The sequence below is a fragment of the Hylemonella gracilis genome, from assembly GCF_004328645.1.
In the GTDB taxonomy this organism is placed as follows: domain Bacteria; phylum Pseudomonadota; class Gammaproteobacteria; order Burkholderiales; family Burkholderiaceae_C; genus Hylemonella; species Hylemonella gracilis_B.
The window spans coordinates 1,484,022-1,507,833 of sequence record NZ_CP031395.1 but is presented as its reverse complement, the minus strand read 5'-3'; the positions used below and the strand labels follow the sequence as shown (position 1 = coordinate 1,507,833).

The 23,812-nt window shown below is 62.2% G+C and carries 23 protein-coding genes, 1 tRNA gene and 1 pseudogene; 13 read left to right on the top strand and 12 right to left on the bottom strand.

The annotated features are described in order from the left end of the window. Window positions 1–39: 39 nt before the first annotated feature. Window positions 40–954 (bottom strand): LysR family transcriptional regulator, encoded by a 915-nt coding sequence (locus DW355_RS07145; protein ID WP_131278833.1) that lies wholly within the window; start codon window positions 952–954, stop codon window positions 40–42. Window positions 955–1,114: 160 nt separating this feature from the next. On the opposite strand from DW355_RS07145, the gene gcl reads away from it, so the two are divergent. The 6 genes from gcl to DW355_RS18035 all read left to right on the top strand — a co-directional run bounded on the left by gcl (window position 1,115) and on the right by DW355_RS18035 (window position 7,367). Beyond that, complete coding sequence (gene gcl / locus DW355_RS07140) at window positions 1,115–2,890, top strand: glyoxylate carboligase (protein ID WP_131278831.1); 1,776 nt, start codon at window positions 1,115–1,117, stop codon at window positions 2,888–2,890. Between the two features lie 33 nt (window positions 2,891–2,923). Next, the gene (gene hyi, locus DW355_RS07135) at window positions 2,924–3,700 is read left to right on the top strand and encodes a hydroxypyruvate isomerase (protein ID WP_131278829.1); all 777 of its coding nucleotides are present in this window, start codon (window positions 2,924–2,926) and stop codon (window positions 3,698–3,700) included. Window positions 3,701–3,783: 83 nt separating this feature from the next. Continuing rightward, window positions 3,784–4,695, top strand: coding sequence for a 2-hydroxy-3-oxopropionate reductase (gene glxR, locus DW355_RS07130; protein ID WP_131278827.1), 912 nt, complete (start codon window positions 3,784–3,786; stop codon window positions 4,693–4,695). A gap of 97 nt (window positions 4,696–4,792) precedes the next feature. Next, a complete protein-coding gene (locus tag DW355_RS07125) occupies window positions 4,793–5,449 on the top strand; it encodes a hypothetical protein (RefSeq protein WP_207388090.1) in 657 nt (218 codons plus the stop codon). Between the two features lie 245 nt (window positions 5,450–5,694). Continuing rightward, on the top strand, window positions 5,695–7,155 hold the full coding sequence (locus DW355_RS07120) for a response regulator (RefSeq protein WP_242671324.1): 1,461 nt from the start codon (window positions 5,695–5,697) through the stop codon (window positions 7,153–7,155). Beyond that, the gene (locus DW355_RS18035) at window positions 7,119–7,367 is read left to right on the top strand and encodes a hypothetical protein (protein WP_242671323.1); all 249 of its coding nucleotides are present in this window, start codon (window positions 7,119–7,121) and stop codon (window positions 7,365–7,367) included. The genes DW355_RS07120 and DW355_RS18035 overlap by 37 nt, the downstream gene beginning before the upstream one ends. A 42-nt stretch (window positions 7,368–7,409) precedes the next feature. On the opposite strand, the gene DW355_RS18030 is transcribed toward DW355_RS18035, so the two are convergent. Genes DW355_RS18030 through DW355_RS07110 form a run of 3 tightly spaced genes read right to left on the bottom strand, consistent with a single transcriptional unit; the run spans window position 7,410 to window position 9,000 of the window. Next, window positions 7,410–8,117 carry a HipA domain-containing protein gene (locus tag DW355_RS18030; RefSeq protein WP_242671322.1) on the bottom strand — a complete coding sequence of 236 codons (708 nt, stop codon included), beginning with the start codon at window positions 8,115–8,117 and terminating at the stop codon, window positions 7,410–7,412. Next, window positions 8,114–8,653: a HipA N-terminal domain-containing protein gene (locus DW355_RS18025; RefSeq protein WP_242671321.1), complete on the bottom strand. Its 540-nt coding sequence runs from the start codon at window positions 8,651–8,653 to the stop codon at window positions 8,114–8,116. Before DW355_RS18025 ends, DW355_RS18030 begins: the two co-directional genes overlap by 4 nt. Further along, window positions 8,650–9,000 carry a helix-turn-helix domain-containing protein gene (locus tag DW355_RS07110; RefSeq protein WP_131278825.1) on the bottom strand — a complete coding sequence of 117 codons (351 nt, stop codon included), beginning with the start codon at window positions 8,998–9,000 and terminating at the stop codon, window positions 8,650–8,652. Before DW355_RS07110 ends, DW355_RS18025 begins: the two co-directional genes overlap by 4 nt. Window positions 9,001–9,318: 318 nt before the next feature. Here DW355_RS07110 and DW355_RS07105 point away from each other — a divergent pair, with 318 nt between their 5' ends. Then, window positions 9,319–11,025: a response regulator gene (locus DW355_RS07105; RefSeq protein ID WP_131278823.1), complete on the top strand. Its 1,707-nt coding sequence runs from the start codon at window positions 9,319–9,321 to the stop codon at window positions 11,023–11,025. 54 nt (window positions 11,026–11,079) lie between these two features. Continuing rightward, window positions 11,080–11,169, top strand: a tRNA-Ser gene (locus DW355_RS07100). Between the two features lie 519 nt (window positions 11,170–11,688). Here DW355_RS07100 and DW355_RS07095 read toward each other — a convergent pair. The 4 genes and pseudogenes from DW355_RS07095 to DW355_RS18540 all read right to left on the bottom strand — a co-directional run bounded on the left by DW355_RS07095 (window position 11,689) and on the right by DW355_RS18540 (window position 14,490). Beyond that, entirely contained in the window at window positions 11,689–12,828 is a 1,140-nt protein-coding gene (locus DW355_RS07095) for a hypothetical protein (RefSeq protein ID WP_131278821.1), read from the bottom strand. Between the two features lie 2 nt (window positions 12,829–12,830). Further along, a pseudogene (locus DW355_RS07090) lies at window positions 12,831–13,088 on the bottom strand (IS21 family transposase); the annotation flags it as partial. Between the two features lie 83 nt (window positions 13,089–13,171). Further along, window positions 13,172–13,951 carry a Tn7 transposase TnsA N-terminal domain-containing protein gene (locus tag DW355_RS07085; RefSeq protein ID WP_242671320.1) on the bottom strand — a complete coding sequence of 260 codons (780 nt, stop codon included), beginning with the start codon at window positions 13,949–13,951 and terminating at the stop codon, window positions 13,172–13,174. Between the two features lie 335 nt (window positions 13,952–14,286). Further along, window positions 14,287–14,490, bottom strand: coding sequence for a DNA-binding protein (locus DW355_RS18540; protein ID WP_081463483.1), 204 nt, complete (start codon window positions 14,488–14,490; stop codon window positions 14,287–14,289). A 371-nt stretch (window positions 14,491–14,861) separates the two neighbouring features. Here DW355_RS18540 and DW355_RS07075 point away from each other — a divergent pair, with 371 nt between their 5' ends. The 3 genes from DW355_RS07075 to DW355_RS07065 all read left to right on the top strand — a co-directional run bounded on the left by DW355_RS07075 (window position 14,862) and on the right by DW355_RS07065 (window position 17,483). After that, the gene (locus tag DW355_RS07075) at window positions 14,862–15,797 is read left to right on the top strand and encodes a hypothetical protein (protein WP_131278819.1); all 936 of its coding nucleotides are present in this window, start codon (window positions 14,862–14,864) and stop codon (window positions 15,795–15,797) included. Window positions 15,798–15,938: 141 nt separating this feature from the next. Further along, complete coding sequence (locus DW355_RS07070; protein ID WP_131278817.1) at window positions 15,939–16,253, top strand: hypothetical protein; 315 nt, start codon at window positions 15,939–15,941, stop codon at window positions 16,251–16,253. A 402-nt stretch (window positions 16,254–16,655) separates the two neighbouring features. Beyond that, window positions 16,656–17,483, top strand: coding sequence for a hypothetical protein (locus DW355_RS07065; protein ID WP_131278815.1), 828 nt, complete (start codon window positions 16,656–16,658; stop codon window positions 17,481–17,483). 216 nt (window positions 17,484–17,699) lie between these two features. Here the strand turns inward: DW355_RS07065 and DW355_RS07060 are convergent, their stop codons facing one another. Together DW355_RS07060 and DW355_RS07055 are read right to left on the bottom strand one after the other, a co-directional pair. Beyond that, a complete protein-coding gene (locus DW355_RS07060) occupies window positions 17,700–18,512 on the bottom strand; it encodes a metallophosphoesterase (RefSeq protein ID WP_131278813.1) in 813 nt (270 codons plus the stop codon). Window positions 18,513–18,514: 2 nt separating this feature from the next. Beyond that, window positions 18,515–19,057, bottom strand: coding sequence for a hypothetical protein (locus DW355_RS07055; RefSeq protein ID WP_131278811.1), 543 nt, complete (start codon window positions 19,055–19,057; stop codon window positions 18,515–18,517). A gap of 713 nt (window positions 19,058–19,770) precedes the next feature. Here DW355_RS07055 and DW355_RS07050 point away from each other — a divergent pair. Beyond that, window positions 19,771–20,544, top strand: a complete 774-nt coding sequence (locus DW355_RS07050; protein WP_131278809.1) for an alpha/beta hydrolase — start codon at window positions 19,771–19,773, stop codon at window positions 20,542–20,544. A gap of 78 nt (window positions 20,545–20,622) precedes the next feature. Here DW355_RS07050 and DW355_RS07045 read toward each other — a convergent pair whose 3' ends face one another. Then, window positions 20,623–21,966 carry a PLP-dependent aminotransferase family protein gene (locus DW355_RS07045; RefSeq protein WP_131278807.1) on the bottom strand — a complete coding sequence of 448 codons (1,344 nt, stop codon included), beginning with the start codon at window positions 21,964–21,966 and terminating at the stop codon, window positions 20,623–20,625. A 92-nt stretch (window positions 21,967–22,058) separates the two neighbouring features. Here DW355_RS07045 and DW355_RS07040 point away from each other — a divergent pair, with 92 nt between their 5' ends. Then, window positions 22,059–22,655: a DJ-1/PfpI family protein gene (locus tag DW355_RS07040; protein ID WP_131278805.1), complete on the top strand. Its 597-nt coding sequence runs from the start codon at window positions 22,059–22,061 to the stop codon at window positions 22,653–22,655. A 61-nt stretch (window positions 22,656–22,716) separates the two neighbouring features. Here the strand turns inward: DW355_RS07040 and DW355_RS07035 are convergent, their stop codons facing one another. Beyond that, window positions 22,717–23,694, bottom strand: coding sequence for an AraC family transcriptional regulator (locus DW355_RS07035; protein ID WP_131278803.1), 978 nt, complete (start codon window positions 23,692–23,694; stop codon window positions 22,717–22,719). Window positions 23,695–23,812 lie beyond the last annotated feature (118 nt).

Sequence of the window (23,812 nt, the reverse complement as noted above, 5' to 3'; positions counted from 1 at the left end):
GCATTGTGCGGCAGGCCGCACATCGGCCTGCGCACTGCCTCAGGCCTTGGGCAGATCGTCCCACCAGCGGTCGCCCAGGCGCGACTGCAGGTAGGCGATGAAAGCCATCACCTTGCCTGGCACCAGTTTCGGGCTGGGGAAGACGGCATGAATCTCTTGCTCGGGCAGCACATGGCCTTGCAGCACTTCGACCACATGGCCGCTCTTGAGCGACTCGCTGGCCACGTAGCGCGGCATGGCCGCGATGCCGTAGCCATTGCGCGCGGCGGCCAGCACCGCGGAGAGATTGTTCGAACGCAGCCGCCCGGCCACGGGCACGGTCACGGCCTCGCCCTTGGGACTGGTCATGCGCCAGACATCGTCGCCCAGCACGCTGCTGTAGATCAAGGCCGGGTGCTCGCTCAGCTCGCTGGCATTCTTGGGCATGCCCTGCTTGCGCAGGTACTTGGGTGCCGCCACCAGCACCCAGGGATTGGCGGCAAGAAAACGCGCGCCCAGCGTCGAATCGGCCAGCTTGCCCATGCGCACCGCCACGTCAATGCCCTGGGCCACGAGGTCGGTGTAGCGGTCCTCGAAGCTCAGGTCCAGCTGCACCTGGGGATGCTTGGCCATGAAATCCAGCGCCAGCGGCGTGATCACGCGCCGGCCAAAGGCCACCGAGGTGCCAACACGCAGCAGGCCCTGCGCCTGGGTCTGCTGCATGCGCACGCTGTTGTCGGCCTCCTCGGCGTCGCGCACGATGGTCTTGCATTTCTCGTAATAGAGCGCGCCCGACTCGGTCACGCTGATGCCGCGCGTGTTGCGGTTGAGCAGGCGCACGCGCAGGCTCTCCTCGAGCGCCGCGACCAGCTTGGTCACCGTGGGCTGCGTGGTGGCGAATTCGCGCGCGGTCTTGGAGAAACTGCCGGTCTCCACCACCCGCACGAACACCTGCATGGCATGCAATCGATCCATCTTGGCTTGATTCCTTAGGCCTGCCGACTGTAGAGCGGTTCGCGCCATTCGCGCCTGCCCGGCTCATTCCGTCACGGAATAGATGTTATGGGCGCCCTCCGTATTCCGCAAGTCGCCTTCTCTTCCTACAGTGCGTCCATCTGTTCATCAGGAGATTCCCATGGCCAAAATGAAAGCCATCGAAGCCGCCGTCTGGGTGTTGGAAAAAGAAGGTGTCACTCAGGCCTTCGGCGTGCCCGGCGCGGCCATCAACCCGCTCTACGCCGCGCTGCGCAAGCAGGGCAGCATCGGCCACATTCTGGCGCGCCACGTCGAGGGTGCCTCGCACATGGCCGAGGGCTACACCCGTGCCAACCCGGGCAACATCGGCGTGTGCATCGGCACCAGCGGCCCGGCGGGCACCGACATGATCACCGGTCTGTACTCGGCCCAGGCCGACTCCATTCCCATCCTCTGCATCACCGGGCAGGCCCCGCGCGCGCGCCTGTACAAGGAAGATTTCCAGGCCGTGGACATCGAATCGATTTCCAAGCCCGTGACCAAGTGGTCCGTCACCGTGCGCGAGCCCGCGCAGGTGCCGCGCACCTTCCAGCAAGCCTTCCACCTGATGCGCTCGGGCCGGCCGGGTCCGGTGCTGATCGACCTGCCCTTCGACGTGCAGATGGCCGAAATCGAGTTCGACCCCGAGACCTATGCCCCGCTGCCGGTCTACAAGCCCGCCGCGACCCGCGCGCAAATCGAGAAGGCGCTGGCCATGCTCAACGAAGCCGAGCGGCCGCTGATCGTCGCGGGTGGCGGCATCATCAACGCCGATGCCTCCGAGCTGCTGGTGGAATTCGCCGAGCTGACCGGCATCCCCGTGATCCCGACCCTGATGGGCTGGGGCACCATCCCCGACGACCACCCTTTGATGGCCGGCATGTGCGGCCTGCAAACCAGCCACCGCTACGGCAACGCGACGATGCTGGCCAGCGACTTCGTGCTGGGCATCGGCAACCGCTGGGCCAACCGGCATACCGGCTCGGTCGAAACCTACACCAAGGGTCGCAAGTTCGTGCACGTGGACATCGAGCCCACGCAGATCGGGCGCGTGTTCTCACCCGACTACGGCATCGCCTCCGACGCCAAGGCCGCCTTGCGTCTCTTTGTTCAGGTGGCCGGTGAATGGAAGGCCGCGGGCAAGCTGCCCAAGCGCGCCGCCTGGGCCAATGAATGCCTGGAGCGCAAGAAGACCCTGCGCCGCAAGACCAACTTCAACCAGGTGCCGATGAAGCCCCAGCGCGTCTACCAGGACATGGTGGAATCCTTCGGGCGCGACGTCTGCTACATCAGCACCATCGGCCTGTCGCAGATCGCGGGAGCGCAGTTCTTGCACGTCTACAAACCTCGCCACTGGATCAACTGCGGCCAGGCTGGCCCGCTGGGCTGGACTGTGCCCGCCGCTCTGGGCGTGCGCGCGGCCGACCCGGGCCGCAAGATCGTGGCGCTCTCGGGCGACTACGACTTCCAATTCATGATCGAGGAACTGGCCGTGGGTGCGCAGTTCAAGCTGCCCTACATCCACATCGTGGTCAACAACAGCTATCTGGGCCTGATCCGCCAGGCCCAGCGCAACTTCGAGATGGACTACTGCGTGCAGCTGGCCTTCGAGAACATCAACACCCAGGGCGATCCGGTGGCCCAGGGGTATGGCGTGGACCACGTCAAGGTGGTCGAGGGCCTGGGCTGCAAGGCCATCCGCGTGCACAGCCCGGACGACCTCAAGCCCGCGATCCAGAAGGCCGAACAGCTGATGGCCGAGCACCAGGTGCCGGTCGTGATCGAGGTGATCCTGGAACGGGTGACCAACATCGCCATGGGCACGGAAATCGACAATATCATCGAGTTCGAGGACTTGGCCGAGAAGCGCGCCGACGCGCCCGCGGCCGTGGCCTGATTCCTCGCGCGCAAAGACCCCGGAGACGACACGATGCCCCAATTCGCGGCCAACCTGACCATGCTGTTCAACGAAGTGCCGTTTCTGGAGCGCTTCGCGGCGGCCAGGGCGGCGGGCTTCACGGCGGTGGAGTACCTGTTCCCTTATGCCTACGACAAGAACGAACTGGCCAGCCTGCTCAAGACCAACGGTCTGAAGCAGGTGCTGCACAACCTGCCGGCGGGCAACTGGGAGGCCGGCGAACGCGGCATCGCCTGCCACCCGAACCGTGTGGAGGAATTCCGCGCGGGGGTGGATCAGGCCATTGCCTACGCCACGGCCCTGGGTTGCCCGCAAGTCAACTGCCTGGCCGGCAAGGTGCCCGAAGGCGTGGGCGCCACCCAGGCCCATGCCACCTTCGTGAGCAACCTGAAATACGCGGCGGGCAAGCTGCATGGCGCGAACATCAGACTGCTGATCGAGCCCATCAACACCCATGACATCCCGGGGTTCTTTCTGAACACCACGGCCCAGGCCCTGGCCATCCTCGATGGCGTGGGCAGCCCCAACCTCTACATCCAGTACGACATCTACCACGCGCAGCGCATGGAAGGTGAACTGGCCGCGACGATGCAAAAGCACCTGGCACGCATCGCCCACATCCAGCTCGCCGACAACCCGGGGCGCAACGAGCCGGGCACGGGCGAGATCAACTATGCTTTCCTCTTCCGCCACCTCGATGCCATCGGCTACCAGGGCTGGGTCGGTTGCGAGTACAAGCCACGGGCCAGCACCACCGAAGGGCTGGGCTGGATCAAGGCCTTGGCCTGAAAACCAGACCCACTGAATGAACGCGCGTGCGAGGCCACACCGGCTCCCGCACGCCTGACCAGGACCACGAGAGAGACAAGCACATGACCAAATCCGGACTCAAAATCGGCTTCATCGGCCTGGGCATCATGGGCACGCCGATGGCCCTCAACCTCATCAAGGGCGGCCACGTGCTCTTCGTCAACACCCGCAGCAAGGTGCCGCAGGAACTGGCCGACGCGGGCGCGACCGTCTGCACCACGCCAGCAGGCGTGGCCGAACGCGCCGACATCATCTTCACCATGGTGCCGGACACACCGGACGTGGAGAAGGTGCTGTTCGGCGAGCACGGCGTGGCCCAGGGCCTCGGCAAGAACGGCAAGGGCAAGGTCGTGGTGGACATGAGTTCCATCGATCCGATCGCCACCAAGACTTTCGCGAAGAAAATCAATGAGCTGGGGGCGGCCTACCTGGACGCGCCCGTCTCGGGTGGTGAAGTCGGCGCCAAGGCAGCGTCGCTGACCATCATGGTCGGTGGCGAGGACGCCGTGTTCGAACGGGTCAAGCCGCTGTTCGAACTCATGGGCAAGAACATCACGCTGATCGGCGGCAATGGCGCCGGTCAGACCTGCAAGGTCGCCAACCAGATCATCGTCGCGCTCAACATCGCGGCCGTCAGCGAAGCGCTGGTCTTCGCCTCCAAGGCCGGTGCCGACCCAGCCAAGGTAAGACTGGCGCTGATGGGCGGCTTTGCCTCCAGCCGCATCCTGGAAGTTCACGGCGAGCGCATGGTCAAGCGCACCTTCAACCCGGGCTTTCGCATCGCGTTGCACCAGAAAGACCTGAACTTGGCCTTGCAAAGTGCCAAGGCACTCAAGATGGCCTTGCCTCAGACAGCCGGCGCGGCCCAGCTGATGCAGGCCTGTGCCGCCCTGGGCCATGACCAGGCCGACCACTCCGCTCTGGTCAAAGCCCTCGAAGCCTTGGCCCAGCACCCCGTGGCGCCCGACGCCTGAAGGGGGACCGAATCACGGTCTAAAGCCAGTGCGCGGGACGGAATCCCCTGGTTTTCCGCCCATCGGACACACCGGCGCTGTGGCACAGTGGGCCGTCATGTGCCGCCTCGTCCGCAACTTCATCCGCAGTGTCGCCCCCAGCCTCGACAGGCTGTCGTTCGCTCTGATGTGCGCGAGTGGCCTGCTGCTGGCGGCTTGCGCGTCACCGCGCGCGACGCCCGGGAGCGCGGGTCTGAAGCCGCCCACGCGCGGCACCACCGCCACGCATGCTTTCGTCGCCCCTGACAACCTGCCCAGCTACCGCCTGGACACGGCCCGGCACCTGTACGGCCAGAACCGCGAGCGCATCTATGCCGGCGTGATGCCGCACTACCTGCGCGCCGTGGGCGTGCTCGAAATGGACGTGGATGCCCAGGGCCAGGTCGAAAGCCTGCGCTGGCTGCGCGCACCCACGCATGCCCCCGACGTCATGGCCGAGATTGAGCGCCTGGTGCGCCAGGCCGCCCCCTATCCGGCCCCGGCGTCATCGGCCTTGCAGGGCGGTTCGGCCCGCGTGATCGAGACCTGGCTGTGGGACCAGAGCGGGCGCTTCCAGCTTCGCACCCTGAGCGAAGGCCAGGGCGAGAGCGTCACGCCCATGCCCACCACGCAGCTTGCCGGGCAAGCGCCCCGGCCCGGCACCGGCGGGGTCGATGGCGGAACCATCGCCTGGCAGCCCGTGCGTGTCCATGTGGTCGCCGCCGACGGTCGCTGAACCTCACCGCATCGCGCCCACGCGTCACGCCCCCCGACCTCGGCTGCTTGCCGGCTTCACTCGGTCGTGACCGATACCAGCACCGGCTTGGGGTTGGCCCGAGTCACACGGCCGGTTCGGCCGCAGGGCACGGTCTGCTTCTGGCCTTAAACTTGCTGATTCACAGCACATCCCCAGCCCCCTGCGCGCGCAAACCCGCCCTGCCAGAACAGGGCCGGCGCAGCAGAGCACAGGAACCGACGGCCATGGCATTAGAGGACGAAGATCTTTCCGGCACCCAGGCGTTGATCATCGACGGCAACCACAGCTCGCGCGCCATCCTGGTCAACCAATTGCGGGAGTTCGGGGTCGGCAACGTCGAACAGGTCTCGCGCACCTCCGAGGCGCGCCGCATGCTGGAGCGCCGCCATTTCGACATCATCCTGTGTGAGCAGCATTTCCAGTCCGACGAACCTTCGGGCCAGGACTTCCTGGACGATCTGCGGCGCAACCAGATCTTGTCCTTCTCGACCATCTTCATCATGGTCACCAGCGAGGCCAGCTACGCCAAGGTGGCCGAGGCCGCCGAATCCGCCCTGGACGGCTACCTCATCAAGCCCCACACCGCCGCCCGCCTGGCCGAGCGGCTGGAGCAGGCCCGCCAGCGCAAGGCCGTGCTGGCACCCATCTTCGAGGCCATCGAGTCCGACCAGCATGAGAAAGCCGCCAACCTCTGCATGGAGCGCTTCGAAGCCAAAGGCCCCTACTGGCTCTACACCGCGCGCATCGGCGCCGAACTGCTGATCCGACTGCAACGTTACGAAGAAGCCCAGCGCCTCTACGAAGCCATCATCAACGCCAAGACGGTGCCCTGGGCCAAGCTGGGCGTGGCCCGCTCGCAGCTCGGTCGGGGCGAGGCGCAGCGCGCAGTCGGCACGCTGGAGACGCTGATCAGCGAAGAGCCGCATTACGCCGATGCCTACGATGTGATGGGTCGCGCCCATTTCGAGCTCGGCAACCACGAACAGACCCTGGTCGCCTACAAGATGGCGTGCACGGCCACGCCTTACTCGGTCACGCGGCTGCAGAGCCTGGGGCATCTGCACTATTACAAGGGCGAGTACGGCGAGGCCGAGCATGTGCTCAACCAATGCGTCAACCAGGGCCTGGGCACGCGTTCCTTCGACCCGCAGACGCTGATGTTGCTGGGCTTCATCTATATGCAGATGGACGACCGCCAGGGCCTGCACCGCATCCGGGGCGAACTGGCCAAGCTCGGACTGCGCGACAGCGAGTACAGCCAGCGTCAGCGCACGATGGAAGCCACGCTCAACGCGCTGCTGGACATCCTGCGCAAGGAATACGGCCAGGCGCTCAAGGTCGCGCGCGAGCACGCCCAGCGCATCCGCGAGCCCGACTTCGACGCCGAGGCAGCCTCCAACCTGATCTTCCTGCTGTCGCAGATCGCCTCACGCACAGTCTCCCTGGGCCTGGAACTGAGTGATCTGCCGCCCATCCTCGACGCCCTGGGCGAACGTTTCATCAGCGGACGCTCCATGAGCGAGCTGCTGGCCGGCGCGGCGCGCGCGCATGCGCCTTATGCGGACCGCCTGCGCGAAGCGGGCGAACGGCCCATCAAACTGATGGAGAGCGCCGTCAAGCTCAGCATGGGGGGGATCCGGTCAGCGCCGTGCGCGAACTGCTCAAGCACGGCCAGGAAACCTTGAACGCGCGCCTCATCACCACCGCGCAACTGGTGCTGCAGCGCTACGCGTCCCAGATTCCCGATGCGGCGACCTACCAGTCGACCATCCAGGATTGGCGCCGGCGCTACGGCAACATCACCCTGCGCACCACGCTCACGCTCGGCGGGCCGTCCGACAACCGCGAGGCGGGTGGCATTCCCCTGCCGGTGCCCAAGAAGGCCGGCGCGCACTGACGCGCCATACCCCACGGGCGTCGAATCGGCATTCGGTCGGCATCAAGCCTTCAGCAAGGCCCGCCGCTCGCCCAGCAGGTAAGGCCGGTCGATCTGCTCGGCCAGGCGGCCCAGGTCGCCCGCGCTGACCCCGCAAGCGGCGAAATGCGCCTGCCAGCCATCCACCACTTCGGCCACCTCGCGGGCCAGGGCCAGCGCCTGGGGACGGCGCAGGCCGAAGGCGGCTGGCTCGGACAAAAGGTTCTCCGCGCTGGCGTCCAGGCCCAGGGCGCCGACACGGAACTGCTGGTAGCCCAGGGCCTGGCCAGCGGGCAGCACGTCGTAGGCCGGGGCCAGGGCGTAGCTGCGCCCCTCGACCAGCAGGGCGTGGTTTTTCTCGTGGTCGTCGGTGTTGTCGATCAGCACGTTGAAGACCATGCGGCGGAACACCTGGGCACCGTTGGCGGCGATTTCTTGTGGGTCACCCCGCCGGCGCAGCAGCAAAGCCAGTTCCGGGTAGCCGGCTTCGCTGGCGGCGGCGCGCAAGGCCACGTGGGCGGAGAGCGCATGCAGGCGCCGACCTTTGGCACGGTCGAAGCGACGCACCGCCACGGCATGGCCATCGTCCAGGGCGATCGGGCGGGTCTCGCAGACCGCGATGCCGGCGCGGGCGGCCAGGGTCATGGCCGCGTGCTCGACCAAAGGGCTGTCGTTCGGATCCCCGGCGTCGGCGAACTTGAGCACCCAGGGATGGCCGTCGATCTCGATCAACGCCTTGGGCCGCGCCCCCCCAGCGTGGTGCCGGGGGCCACCAGGCGCTGCAGCGTTTCTTCCACCGGTTCGCCCGCCTCGATGCGGCGCACCAGTTCGTACAAGGCTGGCACATCCCCCACCACGGGCAGCACGGGCCGGGGCTGCGGCTCGTAACGCTGCGCCGAGGTGGAGACGCCCAGCGCGCCAAAACGCTCATCACCCGCGAAGTACAGGTATTCCAGCGTGGACAGGCGCGGCGGCTTGTAAAGGTGGCGGATGACCCGCTCGCCCCAGCGGTCCGGGCGAGCGTCGTCCACCGCGCCGGCGGCCGCGTCGTTCTCGACCGGCAGGAATTCGCCCGGGCGCAGCGGCAAGTCCTCGCTCAGCGCCAGGCCCTCGGCCAGCCAGGTCGGGGCGTATTCCAGCGAGACGCCACCGGGATGACCAGCCGTGCGCCGCACCAGGCGCAAACGACCCACCAGGCGAGGCTGGGTCGGTTCGGCCAGCCACCAGAGAAACAGCTCATCACGCGGGGTGTAGTGCAGCGCATTCATGACGCGGACGCCTTGTTCGTCGGACGGGACCGCGGGCGTGAACGACCTTCGGCTTCGCGGATGCTGATCAGCAAAGCGCCCTGGTCCAACGCCGGATCGGCCAGCTCGGGCAAGGCCTGCACCCGCCCGACCAGCCACAAAGCCGCCGCATACACGCCCATGCCCACGCCCGGGTCTCCTTTTTCCAGGCGAGTCACGGTGCTGACCGACACGCCCAGCCGCGCGGCCCACGCCCGCAGCGACTCGCGCCGGCGCTTGCGTGCCAGCGTCAGGTGCTCGCCCAACCGTTCCAGGGCCACGCGGGCTTCGGGCGGCAGGAAATCATGGTGCTCGGAAGACTTCGCCATTTCATTGATAAGTACAAAATGAAGATAATGTACTCATTAATGAGCAAAAATGCAAGAAGTCACCCCGCTATGCCCAGAGCGACCCCGGCCGGAACCCGACCCCACTCCGCCCCCATCCACCGGCGCCCGTCACCCAGCACCTACGGCCATAACGAAGCGGGCGCATACATTTCCTTACGAAGCTTGCCAAGGCGCTACGGGAATCCGGCGTGACAAATGCCGACTCGTCGGCAAGGCACATGCCCCCACCGCTATCATGTCAGGTCGCCCCAGCAGCCAGTGCAAGCAAGCGGCCCCGGGGCACAAGGAAAGCGGCCCATGGCATTAGAAGACGACGACCTCTCCGACCTGCTTGCGCTGGTCATCGACAGCAACCCCGGTTCACGCGCCATCCTGGTCAACCAACTGCGGGAGTTCGGCGTCGGCACGGTCGAACAGACCATGCGCACCGCCGAGGCGCGGCGCATGCTGGAAAACCGCAAGTTCGACATCGTGCTGTGCGAACAGCACTTCCAGCCCGGCACCCCCTCAGGCCAGGACTTCCTGGACGAGCTGCGACGCAACCAGGTCCTGCCCTTCTCGACCATCTTCATCATGGTCACCAGCGAGGCCAGCTATACCAAGGTGGCCGAGGCCGCCGAATCCGCGCTCGACGGCTACCTCATCAAACCCCACACTGCCGCCCGCCTGGCCGAGCGACTGCACCAGGCCCGCCTGCGCAAGACCGCGCTGAACGACATCTTTTCGGCCATCTCCACCGAGAACTACGAAAAAGCCGCCGACCTCTGCATGGCGCGCTTTCAAGCCAAGGACGCCTACTGGCTCTACGCCGCGCGCATCGGCGCCGAACTGCTGATCCGCCTGCAGCGCTACGACGAAGCCCAGCGCATGTACGAAGCGGTGATCGAGGCCAAGACCCTGCCCTGGGCCAAGCTAGGCGTGGCGCGCGCGCAGATCGGCATGAACGAAACCCAGCGCGCCGTCGGCACGCTGGAAGCCCTGATCAGCGAGGAACCCCAGTTCGCCGACGCCTACGACGTGCTGGGCCGCGCCCAGTTCGAGCTGGGCAACCACGATCAGGCCCTCGCCGCCTACAAGCTCGCCTGCAGCGTCACGCCCTACTCCATCACCCGGCTGCAGAGCCTGGGGCATCTGTATTACTACAAGGGCGAGTACGAGGAAGCGCAGAAGATCCTGGGGCAGAGCGCGCGTCAGGGCCTGGGCTCCAAGATGTTCGACCCGCAAACGCTGATGCTGCTGGGCTTCATCGCCATGCAGTCGGATGACCGCCGTGCCCTGCAGCGCTGCCGCGAAGACCTGGCCAAGCTGACGCTGCGCGAGGACGAGTACGGCGCGCGGGTGCGTAGCATGGAGGGCATCCTGGGTGCGCTGCGCGACATCCTGGACAAGGAATTCGGTCGTGCCGCCAACTACACGCGCGACCTGGCCAAGCAGGTGCGCAACCCTGATTTCGACATCGAAATCGCCGCCGACCTGATCGTGCTGATGTCCTACCTGGCTTCACGCACCCTGTCCCTTGGCCTGGACCTGGAGGACTTCCTGCCCGTGCTCGACACCCTGGCGGAGCGCTTCGTCAGCGGCCGTTCCATGAACGAGTTGCTGGCCGGCGCAGCCCGCCCCCACCTGCCCTACGCCGAGCGTCTGCGGGCCGCGGGCGAGCGCCCGATCCGCCTCATGGAAAGCGCCGTCAAGCTCGGCATGAACGGCGACCCCAATGGCGCCCTCCGCCAGTTGATGGAAAGCGGACGCGCCACGCTCAACGCTCGCTTGGTCAGCACTGCGCTGCTGGTGCTGCACAAGTACGACCAGCAGATCCCCGACGCGACGGCACAGCTAGAAGCCATCAACGAATGGCGGGCCCAGTACGGCGGCCCTGGCCAGCGCCCGGCCCTGGGCGCCGCCGAGAACGCCCGCCCGCCCGGCGGCATCACCATCAACGCCGCGCCGGAAAAAAAGAGCACGCCCACGGCGGCGCCTGCCGGCGGCAAGGCCAGCGCCGCGTAGAATTGCGGCTCTTCATCCGCGCCCGCGCGCATCATGCGCGGGCCACACCGAACAGGAAGCGTGGCCGAGCGGTTTAAGGCACCGGTCTTGAAAACCGGCGATGGCGTAAGCCATCCGTGAGTTCGAATCTCACCGCTTCCGCCAGGGCAGACATCAAAGTCTCCAACACTGATGTGCCGTTAAGCATAAAGTGGCCACTTGGACAGGTTATGCTTTATTCGCCGAACGGCCATATTTTGCTTTTCTGTTCGACCAAGGTAGCCTCCCTGACTTAGGTTGTAGTTCCGGTGACAGTTGGAGCCGCCGAATGATCGAGGTCAGCGGCAACGGACTGGTCAGCAGCGGTTGCCGTCAGTCGTACCACCGACGCAGACGGCCGGTGTCTGCTTCAAACGGGTCAGTGAAGTGACTCACAGGCTCCTCGTGATACAAATCACCTCGCCTCTACGGTCTGCGCAACCGGTGCGATTCCGCTGTGCTTACTGATCTCACGCTACCGGCAGGCGGCAGCCAACTTCGGGCCTCACGAAGCGAAGATCGAAGAAAAGGCAGACGTAGACGTGCATGACTCGATGCGGTAGGCCGGGAGGCAGGTTAAACATGACCTGATGGTGGAGACTATCAGCTGATCAACTCCAGCCGCTCAGCGCGCAAGTGGAGGGCCTACTCGGGGATCGCCTGCACCTCGCCAGGATTGAACCACTTGCTCTTCTGAGCGTATGCCAGAGCCTGGGCTGCATCCTTCGCCCAAAGCACCAGCGCCACGCTCTCCCTTGCACGGCTGCAGGTCACGTAGAGGAGCCGGAGAGTCCGGTCAACCGAAGTCTCCTTGCCTTCCCCCACGTTCTTGACGTCGGACTCGCCGAGAGGGGCACCGAACAGGCGATCGTAGGCAAATAGATTGCCAGCGGCATCCTCGTCGTCCATCACCACCATCACGTGGTCGAACTCCGATCCCTTGACCACCTGGTGCGTCGCGAGATGAGACTTTCCGCTCAAGTAGGTCTTGAACCGACGAAGCTGAATCCAAGGCGAGTCGAAGAGCCCATGCCAGCCGCGAGACAGTCTGTTCTCGAAGGCCTCCGGCTGCCTTGGCTTTGGTGCGGGCGGTGGTGGGTTCGCGTCGTTGAACGCAGCCACAAGACGCTTGTCTGGCTCGAATAAACCAACCTGTAACACTGGTGCGAGCACCTCGCGCACGGTCACCGCAGGCTTGACGCACGCCTTGGCGAAGTCTTCGACCGCCAGCTGGTATGCTTTGAGCACCTGCCAGCGAGCTTCACCTTCTTCGGGGAGCTGCTGTAGCCGACCATAGCGATGTAGCACCTCCGTGACAGCGAAGTCCGATGGGGCGCCCCCATCCCTGACGCAGTCGGCGAGGTCCATTAGCTCGCGTAAGAGCATCTGAACAACTGTTGGACCTGAGACATCGCCATTCGCATCCGGACGGACCGAATCTGGATCAAGGAGCGATAACGCCTCAAAGGCTTCCAAGAAGTCGCCACGGCGAGCCACCAGGGAGTGCTCCAAGGCCAGCACCTTATGTCCAGGATTGCCTTGCTCCCAATTGGCCAGGCCCGTCGCGGCTCGCATAGCCGACTCGCAGAGTGCTTCTCGACGCAGCTTGTCCTCCGCCGATGCTGATGCGTTGCCGATGAATATACGGACTAGCCCCTCTGACTTCTCTACGCGAGGATGCTGACGGACGGCCTTCTTGGACTGGATTCGCCCTTCCAAATCAGAGTCCCATATGTCATTGATGAGGTCAACGATACGCCGTTGACTTCTATGATTCATCTCCATGTGTAGATCTGCTTCAGATTGCGCCGCTGTTTCCGCGATTTTGTTGCCTCGATTCCTAGCCAGTTGGCCAGCTTCTCGGCATACGGATCGAGCTTGCTTGGGCTGACCCGCCTTGTGTAGGTGGGCTCGGTCTCATCCGACCGCAGGTACTTCTTCACTGTGTTGCGAGCCAGGCCTGTGCGCCTGGAGATCTCGCGAATGGACATCTGTTCTCGCAGTGCCCAACGCCTGATGACATTCAATGTCGCCACGTCTATCACTCCAAATTTCCCCCCGCGTTTAAAGCTCGGAGGGTAGGGTCTACGTGGGTCAACTTTGGATGGAAATTACTGCTCTAAGTGGGTCAGATTTCGGCGGAATTCAACAGACGACACCGCCCGAGCGACGACAAGGGCTCTACATCCAGATTGGCTACGACCTGCCTCTCAGCGATTGCCTTGAACACCTCGTCTGGAACAAGGTTGTGCGGATCACGGAATAACTCATCCAGGTAGATTGCGCCGTGCTCACCTAAGATCTCATTGAGGCGCTTGAGGATTGGATCAGGGCACAGTGGTGCGGCAGGGTGTAAAAAATCTGCCAGGAAGAGATAGTTTTCGACCCGAACGCGTGGAATGCTGTCGCCACTGCAGATTCGGTACCTGATGCCAAGCTCACCTAGCTGCTGTTCTATCTGCGGGGAGCACCAGAATCCATCATTCCCTTTGTTATAGCGATAGGGATACTTCTCCGCCAGACGATTCAGCTTCTCCTCAGACTTCCATTCTTCCAGTACGACAGCGTCATCTCGAATGACCAAGAAATCAGGACAGTGGTGTATTTTCTTGGTCGCATTCGCAGCAGGGTCAAACAGCTCCAGATGTAGATTGCACGGCTGTGCGTAGTATTCAAGCACCGCAGGGTTGTATTCGTGGTCTACAGCCGCGGGATACTCCACATGACGGCTTTCACAGCGAATCTCGCTAGCCATCTTCCGACTAGCCAGCACGGTGATGACGTTGCCTCCGTGAGATTGCACGTCGCGTACAGGGGCCTCCCTTCTGGTGCGCAGGACAAGCTCCCGCCCTCTGGCGGGAATACCCAATCGATCAAAGTGATCGATCAGTTGGGCTTTATCAAGCACAGCGCCTCCGGAGCCGCGTTTGTCCGGGACATGTAGACAAAGCACCCGATGCAGACTTGCATCGATCGACCATGACAACCCCTCTCCACCTGCAGTGGAAAACCTGTGCTTGTCTGAGGCGGAGGGCGCAGCCATCCCTACCCACTCGGACGGGTACAAAAATGCACAGATCAGGAGTTGACCCGCGGGGAGCCCGCGGATAGACTGTCTCTACGTTAGATGCCTCGCCTGATCGGTGCGGCGGATAGAGGGTCAGGATGCTTTGGTCGGCGCCTGACCCTTTGTCTTTTCAGCCACCGAACAAGGTGGCAGCAGCTTGATGCTTTGAATGTGGGTTACTTCATACCGAGCTCCTGGGCGATCCTGAAACTTTCCCCTCGCAAGCACTTTCTTTCCCCGCGCAGCACGGCATAGACCAGCCGGACATTGAATTGCCGCTCTCTTGCCCAGTCAGCAATTGAAATTCCTGCACTGTGGAAGTCAGAAGGCGTGCGTAACCCCTGCCCTGAGGGCACATCAGAAGAGCCGGTGGCAGCCATGCTTGAAGTGAGCATCATCTGGGTCAATGGGAACAATCGGCCAAAATATTAAAGAGTTATATTGAAATTTGCAAATTGATTAATTCAGTTCTTTAGAAGCATTAAGTACGAAACTGAATTTCTGTTTCGACAACGAACGAGCTAGCGTTCGTTTGCGCGGATTTGAGCCATCGCCATCGGCAACTGACCGTCGCGGTATCCACACGCACACCGGCAGTTCATTTCGCAAATCGCCCCCCTATCGCCAATGCATTGATGCCTTGATGGCACACTGAGGCATGCCTCACCACTTACAGAATGAAGCGGCTGTACTCACTGCGGCTTCTCAGTTTCTCAATGCAAATGCAAGCGGTCGTGGGAGACCAGAGGCAATGGCTTCGCTTGCAGCCGAAACATCCCAGTTGTCACTGAATAGCCTGGATCTCTGGGAGAGAAGGCTTCGAATCGAGCTTTGGGATTTCAAGCAACGGACCGCTGCCCGTCGATGGACGATCTGGAAAAAGCCGACTGCCCCCGCATCCTGGCTGGATCTTTGCAATGGTGATGGCTTCAAGCGCGAGGACGCCATGCGCTCGCTAGCGGATGGGGCTCCCAATGGCTTCTTTTTCGCTCTCGCACTGCGCCGACTCAATGACTGGGTACCTCAAGTGCGCACCGCGGCACGAATGCATCTACCTCGGATGGCAGAACGCTCCGACCCTGAGCATGTCGCAGAAGCACTTTGGCATGCCCTGCCGCATTGGATGTCCTGGGGACGCATGAAAGATGCAGACAGGCAGGTTCTGTCTGATTTGGTCGGCATGAAGTCAATTGCCTTGATCTTCAAGGCACGAATTCAGCAAGCCACGACGGGACCCGTTGCCCAAATACTTGCGCAGGCCGGACGAACTCAGGTTTTCGACGAATGGTTGGGAGAATTCTCAAGCACCGCAATTCAGCCTGCGGTCCGAGCCAAAGCTTTTCGTTTCCTTCTTGACGGACGAATGACCTGGCTTGTCGGACGAAAGTGGGTTTGGACGGACGTCAGATGGTGCGAAGGTCGGTTAGAACCGGTGCTCGGGGAGCGACCTCTTCAGCATCCTGAGCCGTTCCTGACGACCCTGAAACGTGCCATAGCGGATCGCTCATCACTTGTCCGCCGAGTTGCTGCCGAATATTTGATTCGGCGCCTGGATTCAATTGGGGATGAAGCACAGAGCATTGCGATGCAGCTCGCTTCCGATTCTTGCCACTACATAGCCGAGCGATGTCGCTTCGCTTTAGCCAGTATTCATGCAATCGAAGTCGAAAAGAGCCTACGCATGTAGATGAATTTAATTTCACTGCAGAACGCCCTCTGCCATGGAACTTGCAATGGAGATGGTCGAAAATCCAAGACCTCTGACCCCTATAGCTCGTTATCCTTCCAGTTGCTACTTTTTTAGAAAGCCTTATAGGAAACCAATCACATGGAGCCCACTCAACCTATTTCGGATTGGCAATATCTTCGTGATCCTAAAAACGGTATTAATCAAACACCCGTCTATCTAAGAACGGAACTCACGCAGGAAATTCAAAGCGTTGAAGAAGCTTTGAAATTCCTTCGCAATAAACGAATGGAATTTGTGCCATCGAAAAGAAAAGGCAGTGTTCTAGTCATATGGGAGAGTCCGCAAATTGAGATCGGTCGATCCCCAATGGGAAACGACAAAAATACCGATGATCAAGAGATAGTTTCAGTGCTTGCGGCACATGGCATACAAGTACGAATTGATCGCTCATGAATTGAAATGACAAGAGCTCGTTGGGCTTCTATAAGGCTCATTGTTCCCTGGTTTTCTCCTCTTTTCTTCGTCTAGCTTGCTATCGGAGCAAAGCCTCCTTGATATCATGTACCGGCATCCGAAGCGGCCCTTAGATTGAGACTTCGAACACGCGCCCAAAGAGCTCGGCCTGCATGCTGCAGCTGGACCTCGGCTATCGTCTGCGCGCCCTTCGGTCACGCGCCTATGTAGCCATCCGCTTTGGTGCGTTTCTCCCAGCTACGCGTCCTCCGGTGCCAAAGGTTTTGGAGGAACCTGGATCCTTGCGCAGGATGGTTCCTGAGCCTCCAGTTCATTCGAATCGTCCAGAGTTCTTAGCGATATCTCGCGGCCTCATGATTTTGAGTTCTCTCTTCTAGAAAAATGACACTGCCCTCTCTTGATCCTGAAATAAAAAATGGAAAACCAACCAAATCGCGCATCTACTTGCTTGAAGTCCGAGACCGAAAAGAGCCTGAAAGAAATCCGATTGCTTGGGTTTTGATTGAGCGGCAGGAGAAATTTCAGAAAAATGAGGCGGATGATTCCGTACTCACTGCATCAGTTCAAATTTCTTATGAATGCATTACACCGAGGAACTCCTACCGCGTGAGTGGGAAAGGGAAATTCTTCGGAAGCTATTCGCGCAACTCTGTGGATGGTATGCCCATGGTTGCACTGACCTCTCCAAACGATACGCTTTTCTTTGATCCTATTGAGCTTAGAGGGCAACGAATTGGCACTTATCTGATGAATGAGATTGTGCTGTGGGTTCAGCAATGGCCTGAAGCTCGGGTTCGACCTATTAAGCTGGTGGCCGGTCAAGCTGGGGAAGATAACAAGGAAAGGCGAAATCGTTTCTACGCGCAATTTGGGATTAAGTTCGATTTTCGAGATTCGGAACAGCGCGAGGGCGTATCAAAACCAATGTTAGTTAAAGAACTTACTCCTGTTGAAAACTGGAAAGAATCTATCGGAGAGCGTGATGTTCGCGAATACATCAGCGAAATGCTATCTGAACGTGATCTGCTCAAAGCAGAACTTTCTCGGCGCAAGTCTGCAAATGAAACTCTAATCTCGGAGCGCAGGCTGATAGAAGCACACCCCATCCGCTGGGTCTGGAACAGGCTATTGCCTGGTGTTGTCAGCTGCGTACTTCTATTGAGTTTGCCACTGGTCGTCGCATTAGCGCTGGTCAGATTTTTTCATTAAACTGAAAATTTCCTACCCAAAGAGGTAGGCTGGTCAATATCAAGTATCCGGACGCGCCGCAGATCAGCTTTTGGATTCCTTGGAGAGTGCCCTCAAACTCGGTGCTTGGTGGGTCGCCAGTCTTATTGGGGGCTGCTCGGTCGACTACCTCGGAACCGCTATGGAGCGGGTCAACATGCGTCGTGTGGTCGGCATGGCTTGATGTTCGGCTTTGCCTCAGGCCTCGACGATCAGATCCGGCCGGAACTCTTTGTTTATGTCTTCCCTCTTGGCATAGGAATACCCGCGGGGATTGCAGATCACCCGGGTCGCACCGACCAGGTAATCCGCGTTGAAGTGGATGTGCCCGTGAATCCAGAGCTTGGACCGCCCGAGTAGGTGCGACAAATCTGACGCGTAGGCAGGACTCAGCGGGTGCCCCTTGTACTCTGCGGGTACCGATTTCTCATGTGGTGCATGGTGCGTCACGACCACAGTTTTGTCCGGGTTGCCTGCTGTGAGCTCCCGATCCAGCCATTGCACACTCGCCTCATGGCGACGCTGCGCCAGCAGCGGAATCATTTGTGGTCGTCGCTGTTCTTTCCACTCCTGGTTCTCGCCCGGCAGGCGGTCCAGCTTGATCCGCTTGTAGTCGCTCATGCGTTCATGGGCCTTGGCCATGAAGTCTTGCGCCTGGTCCGCTCCGTACAAGGCGAAGTCAGTCCACATGGTGCACCCCAGGAACCGGATCCCGAACAGCTCCACGGCGTCATCCTCCAGGAAATGGATTCCCAGCTCGGCTGACTTCTGACGCAGCTCGTGCAAGTTCTTGTTCCAGGAGCGGCCGTAGAACTCGTGATTCCCGGCCACGAGGATGATTTCCTTGTCCGGGAAAGCCTGACGCGCCCAGATAGGCGCTTGCACTCCTTCATGGATGTCGCCGGCTAGAACCACGACGTCGGCGTCGGCATCAATCCGGCGGCCATCCACCTCCGCACACATGGGCTGAATGTCGTTGTGCAGATCACTCAGGATCAGGAGCTTGGTCATGGTCACGCGCTCCCTTGGTTGTTCTCGTCTTCCAGCGTTTCCCAGTCAATCAGCCCTTCCTGGCTGTCCAATTGGCGGCGCCGCGCCTGGTGCTCTGGGCATAGCATCAGGACGTAGCCCTCACCGACGTCCGGACTACCCGGCGCGCCGCAGGCCAGGCAAACGTTCTTCGTCGCGACTTGGGCAACATCGGTCAGCTGCAGGATGGCCCTGCTGATGTCCTGGAAGCTGCGATCCTTTTCAGTCCTGATTCTGCGTTTGGGCGAGATCTGCTGGCTCAAGACACCCTGGGGCGTCCAGATATCCAGTCGAGTGCCGGATTCGCGGCTCCCGAAGCGGTAGTAGAACCGCGCAGATCCGAACTTCTCCTTGATCTGACTCCAGTGAAAGCCCAGTTTGTCCTGCCCAAGCGTCTGGTCCACGTCGGCGCAGAGCTTTGCAAAGATGGGCATCCAGCCCTTGGCAACGTCCACATCAGCTGGGTTGCTGAACTGGTAGGGATAAAGCGACTGAAGTTCTTTGAGGGAAGCGGGTTGTGAGTTCACGATGGGCTCCTTTGACTGGTGAGTCAGGAGCCCGGGCGTCTACGCGTGGTTAGAGGTGTTTCGCGTTTGCCTGAACTCCTGGACGGAATTCGCTGGTGTGGCGGCTGTGCAGGTTCGGGTTCGCACAGGGTGTGTGAACCGTTTGCTGTTGACCGCGCGGCAATCCCGTGAGTCGTAGGAGAAGCGCATGGACATGGCCAGGACGGAGCGCTTGATGGAGGACGTCAACGCACGCACAGGCATCACACCAGCCAGCAGCTGGCGAGACGATCGTGATGCGGTGAAGTACATCTGGCGGCTCCGGAGGATGGAGGCAGATTACTGGATTGACGGCTGTCGCGCAACGAAGGCGCGAGTAATCCCGACTAAAAGGTTTCTCATGCCCGAATCAACGAGGGAATCTTTCGGTCGAGTTTTGCTTACTCTAAAGGCTCTTGGTCAATAATTGCTTTCTTCGGTTTGAGTTGACACCTTCAATGGACCGGATAATGGCCAATAAATTCTTTATTTCGAGGTCATCATTTGCGTATCGGCACAACTGACAGAAAAGCATTGTCTGCCCCATGAACAAGCCCACCAACGGCGTTCCGTGCGTGGGCTTTTTTGCAGCTCTTGAGCCTGAGCAAGTGATGCAGGTGGCTGAATCTGGAGTTCAGCGGGACTCAAAACGCGCGTCACACGGTGACGCTGGATGAAAGAGGCGAAGAACACACATGTTCGGCAAAGCCCTTGTTTTACTGGCCCACGCGTTTGCAGTCTGCATTGCACATGCGGAGGGCTCGCTGTTCAAGGTACCGACGCGTGATGGCGTTGTCACCACCGTGTTCTGGGAAGCCGCGCCCAGGGCCCAAGCCACCGTGTTCTTGTTTCCCGGCGGGGAGGGTGGTTTCGGCAAGGTCCAGGACGGCAAGGCCAGCAGCGGCAACTTCCTGGTGCGCTCCGCGCCCTTCTTTCTGTCCAAGGGCTTCAACGTCGCCATCTTCGGGCGGCCCAGCGACACAGCTGCGTTGGGGTGGTCGGATCGAACCGAGCCTCGACACATGGCAGACGTTGCCAAGGTGCTGGGGTTCGTGAAGCAGAAAAGCAGCTTGCCTGTCTGGATCGTGGGCACCAGTCGCGGCACCATTTCTGCCACGGCGATGGCGATCAAGGTCCGCGATCCAGCCATCGCCGGACTTGTGCTGACCTCCAGCGTGGTTCGCATGACCACCGAAGGCGCGGTGCCACGCCAAAACCTCAAGTCCATCGAGATCCCGGTGCTGATCTACCACCACGCCCACGACGCCTGCGTGCACTGCCCCGCCAGCGGTACGCCGTTGATCCTCGCGGGCCTGACGAACGCTCCCATCAAGAAGCTGATGCGGGTCAACGGCGGCGCCCATCCCAGCGGCGATGCGTGCGCGGGCCAGCACTGGCATGGCTTTGTCGGCATGGAGCGGGAAGCCATCCAGCACATAGCCGACTGGATCAAGAACCCGATCCCCTAAGTCCAGTTGCGGAGCCATGGATCGGCATGGGCATAAAGGGTTGGACGTCAGACCTCCACGATCCACCGCTCACCCAAGTCACTCCGCACTCCACTCCACCACCTCCCGCACCTGATGCAAGGCACCACGCAGCATCGCCAAGTCGACGGAGCCCAAGGCCAGGCGGATGGCTTGGGGCACGTGCGCGGCGGTGCAGAAAGGCTCGGCCGTGCTGACCGAGATGCCTTGCGCCAGCAACTCACCCGCCACCCGGTCGGCGCGTGCACCCTCGGGCAAGGACAACCACGCGAAGTAGGACGTGGGGTGCGAGAGATAGGGCAGGCCCTGCAGCGCTTTCGCGACCAGGGCCTGCCGCTTTCGGGCGTCCTTGCGCTTGGCGGACTCCAGGGCCTGGACCGTGCCATCTTCCAGCCAGCCGCAGACCAGGGCCGTCATCACGCTGGGGGTGTTCCAGGTGCTGGCCCGGATGGCGCGTTCGATGCGGGGTACCCAGGCCTGCGGGGCGGCCACGTAACCCACGCGCAGGCCCGTGGCGACGTTCTTGGAAAAGCCCGAGACATGCACGGTTGACTCCGGCGCCAGCGCCGCGAGTGGAGGCGGCGCGTGCTGCGCCAGGAAGGCGTAAGCGGCGTCTTCGATCAGCAGCAGGCCGTGGCGCCGCGCCAGGGTGGCCAGATGCTCCCGGTGGTCGAGGCTCATCACCCAACCCAGCGGGTTGTGGACCGTGGGCTGGACATAGACGGCGCGCACACGGCGCTTCTTGCACAGGCGCTCCAGGGCATGGAGGTCCAGGCCTGATCGCCCGTCAGCCTCCGCAGGCACGGGCACCAGTTCTAGCCGCAGCAGCTCGGCCAGCACCTTCATGCCGGGGTAGGTCAATGCATCCGTCGCCACCACGTCGCCCGGTTTGAGCAGCGCCATGGCCACCACGGTGAGACCGTGCTGCGCGCCGCCGGTGATCATCACCTGGCCCGCGTCGACCGTGAGGCCTTGGCTCGCCAGATGCCGGGCCACGATGGCCCGCTCATGCGGACGCCCGCCATGCGGCTGGTAGCGCAGTAGCGCGTCCAGGTCACCTGACGCGGCGAGTTGCTTCAACGCGGCGCGCAGCATCTCGGCCTGACCGGGCAAGGCTGGGTAGTTGAAGCTGAGGTCCACCATGTCGCTGGCCACGGTCTGCTGGTCGATCCCCAGTCCCTCGGGCAAGGCCGCGTCGCGGACAAAGGTGCCGCGCCCCGTTTCGCCCGTGACCAGGCCCATGGCTTCCAGCTCCGCGTAGACCCGACTCGCGGTCACCAGCGCCAGCCCATGCTCGGCAGCCAGCTTGCGATGGGTGGGCAGGCGCGTGCCGGGCGTGAGCCGGCCCGCGCGGATGTCGGTGGCGTAGGCGTCAACCAGGGTTTTGTAGCGGGCGAGTCCCACGGCGGAATGTATCCATGACAATTATTTGATTGTATTGAAATGGGCCGATACGATGCCTTGCTCCTCCACCCCGTGTCGTAACAAGAGCCACCATGCACATCGCCATCCTCACCTTCGACGGCTTCAACGAGCTCGATTCACTGATTGCCTTGGGCATCCTCAACCGCATCAAGAAGCCCGATTGGCGCGTCTCACTCGCCTGCCCCGCGCCTTATGTGACGTCGATGAATGGCGTGGTGCTGGCATCGCAGATCAGCCTGGGTGAGGCTTCGGCGGCCGACGCGGTGATCGTCGGCAGCGGCATCAAGACGCGCGAGGTGGTCGCCGACCCAGCCTTGATGGCCCAGATGCAGTTCGACGCCAAGCGCCAGTTGCTGGGCGCGCAATGCTCGGGCACCTTGGTCTTGGCCAAGCTGGGCTTGCTCGATGCCGTTCCCGCCTGCACCGACCTGACGACCAAGCCCTGGGTCGAGGAAGCTGGCGTGAATGTCCTGAACCAGCCCTTCTTTGCCCGCGAGAACGTCGCCACCGCAGGGGGCTGCCTGTCATCCCAGTACCTGGCGGCGTGGCTGATCGCGCGCCTGGAAGGCGTTGAAGCCGCCAAGAGCGCGATCCATTACGTGGCCCCCGTGGGTGAAAAGGAAGCTTACGTGGGCCGCGCGATGCAGAACATCCAGCCCTATCTGTGAACCTTCAATCGCGCGGTGCATGCCGCACTGGTATGAAGAGGCTGCAGAACAGGTGCGCCCCTCAGCCCTCCATGCCAGCGGCCTCCCGCTCCCGCGCATACCGCCCCGGCGGCACCCCCACATAACGGCTGAAGGCCGTGCTGAAGGTGCTGGCCGAGCCGTAGCCCACGCGCTCGGCCACGTCGGCAATGGCCAGGTCGCCGCGCGCCAGCAGGTCCTTGGCAAGGGCCATGCGCCAGGACAGCAGGTATTCCATGGGCGGCAGGCCCACGGTGCGCGAAAAACGTTCGAAGAAGGTGGAGCGCGACAGCGCGGCTTGGCGGGCCAGCGCTTCCACCGTCCAGGCACGGGTCGGCTCACCGTGCATCAGGCGCAGACCAACAGCGACGCGGGCGTCGGCCAGGCCACGCAAGAGGCCGGGTGGCGCATCGCCCTCACGGCGCTCGTGGCCATCGCCCTGCGTGGATGCGCCTGAAGCGGAATCTGAGCCCGAACCCGAGCCGGACCGTAGCGCCTCGACCAGCAGAATTTCCACCAGACGGCGCAGCACCAAGTCACGCCCGGGCCGCGTATCGAGCGATTCATCGCGCACAAGCTGGACCAGCACCGGCAGGCGCTCAACCCCTCGCACCTGCATCAGCACCGGCAGCAGGGACACGAGCAGGGCCGCGTCGGGCGAGTCGAAGGCGAAATAACCGCCCAGCATGCGCACGTCCGGCGGGCCGCTGCGGCGGCCGTGGCGCAGTTCGCCCGTGGTGTCCCGTGTCTGGTCGGGGTCGAGAAAGACGGGCACGGCCGGCTCCGGGCTGGACAGCGTGAACCCCGGCGTGGCCGGCATCAGCAGGAAATCCCCGGCCTCCAGGGTCAGGGGCGCCTGCTGGTCCACGGTCAGCAGGCAGCGTCCTTCGAGCATGGTGCAGAAGCTCGGCTGGCCAAAGGCCGAGTAACGCACGGCCCAGGCCCCCGCGCCGCTGATGACCTTGGAAAACACCGCGCGCGGCCGCAGCAGGGTGATGACGTCGACAAGCGGATCCACCACTTTCGCCTCCTCCGGACGATTGCAAATTAATTACGGATTATTGATTGTAGATAGTCCGGAATCTGGCCACTATCGTTGCACCTGTTTTCGCCACCCCCTCAACCACCCTTCAAGGAGT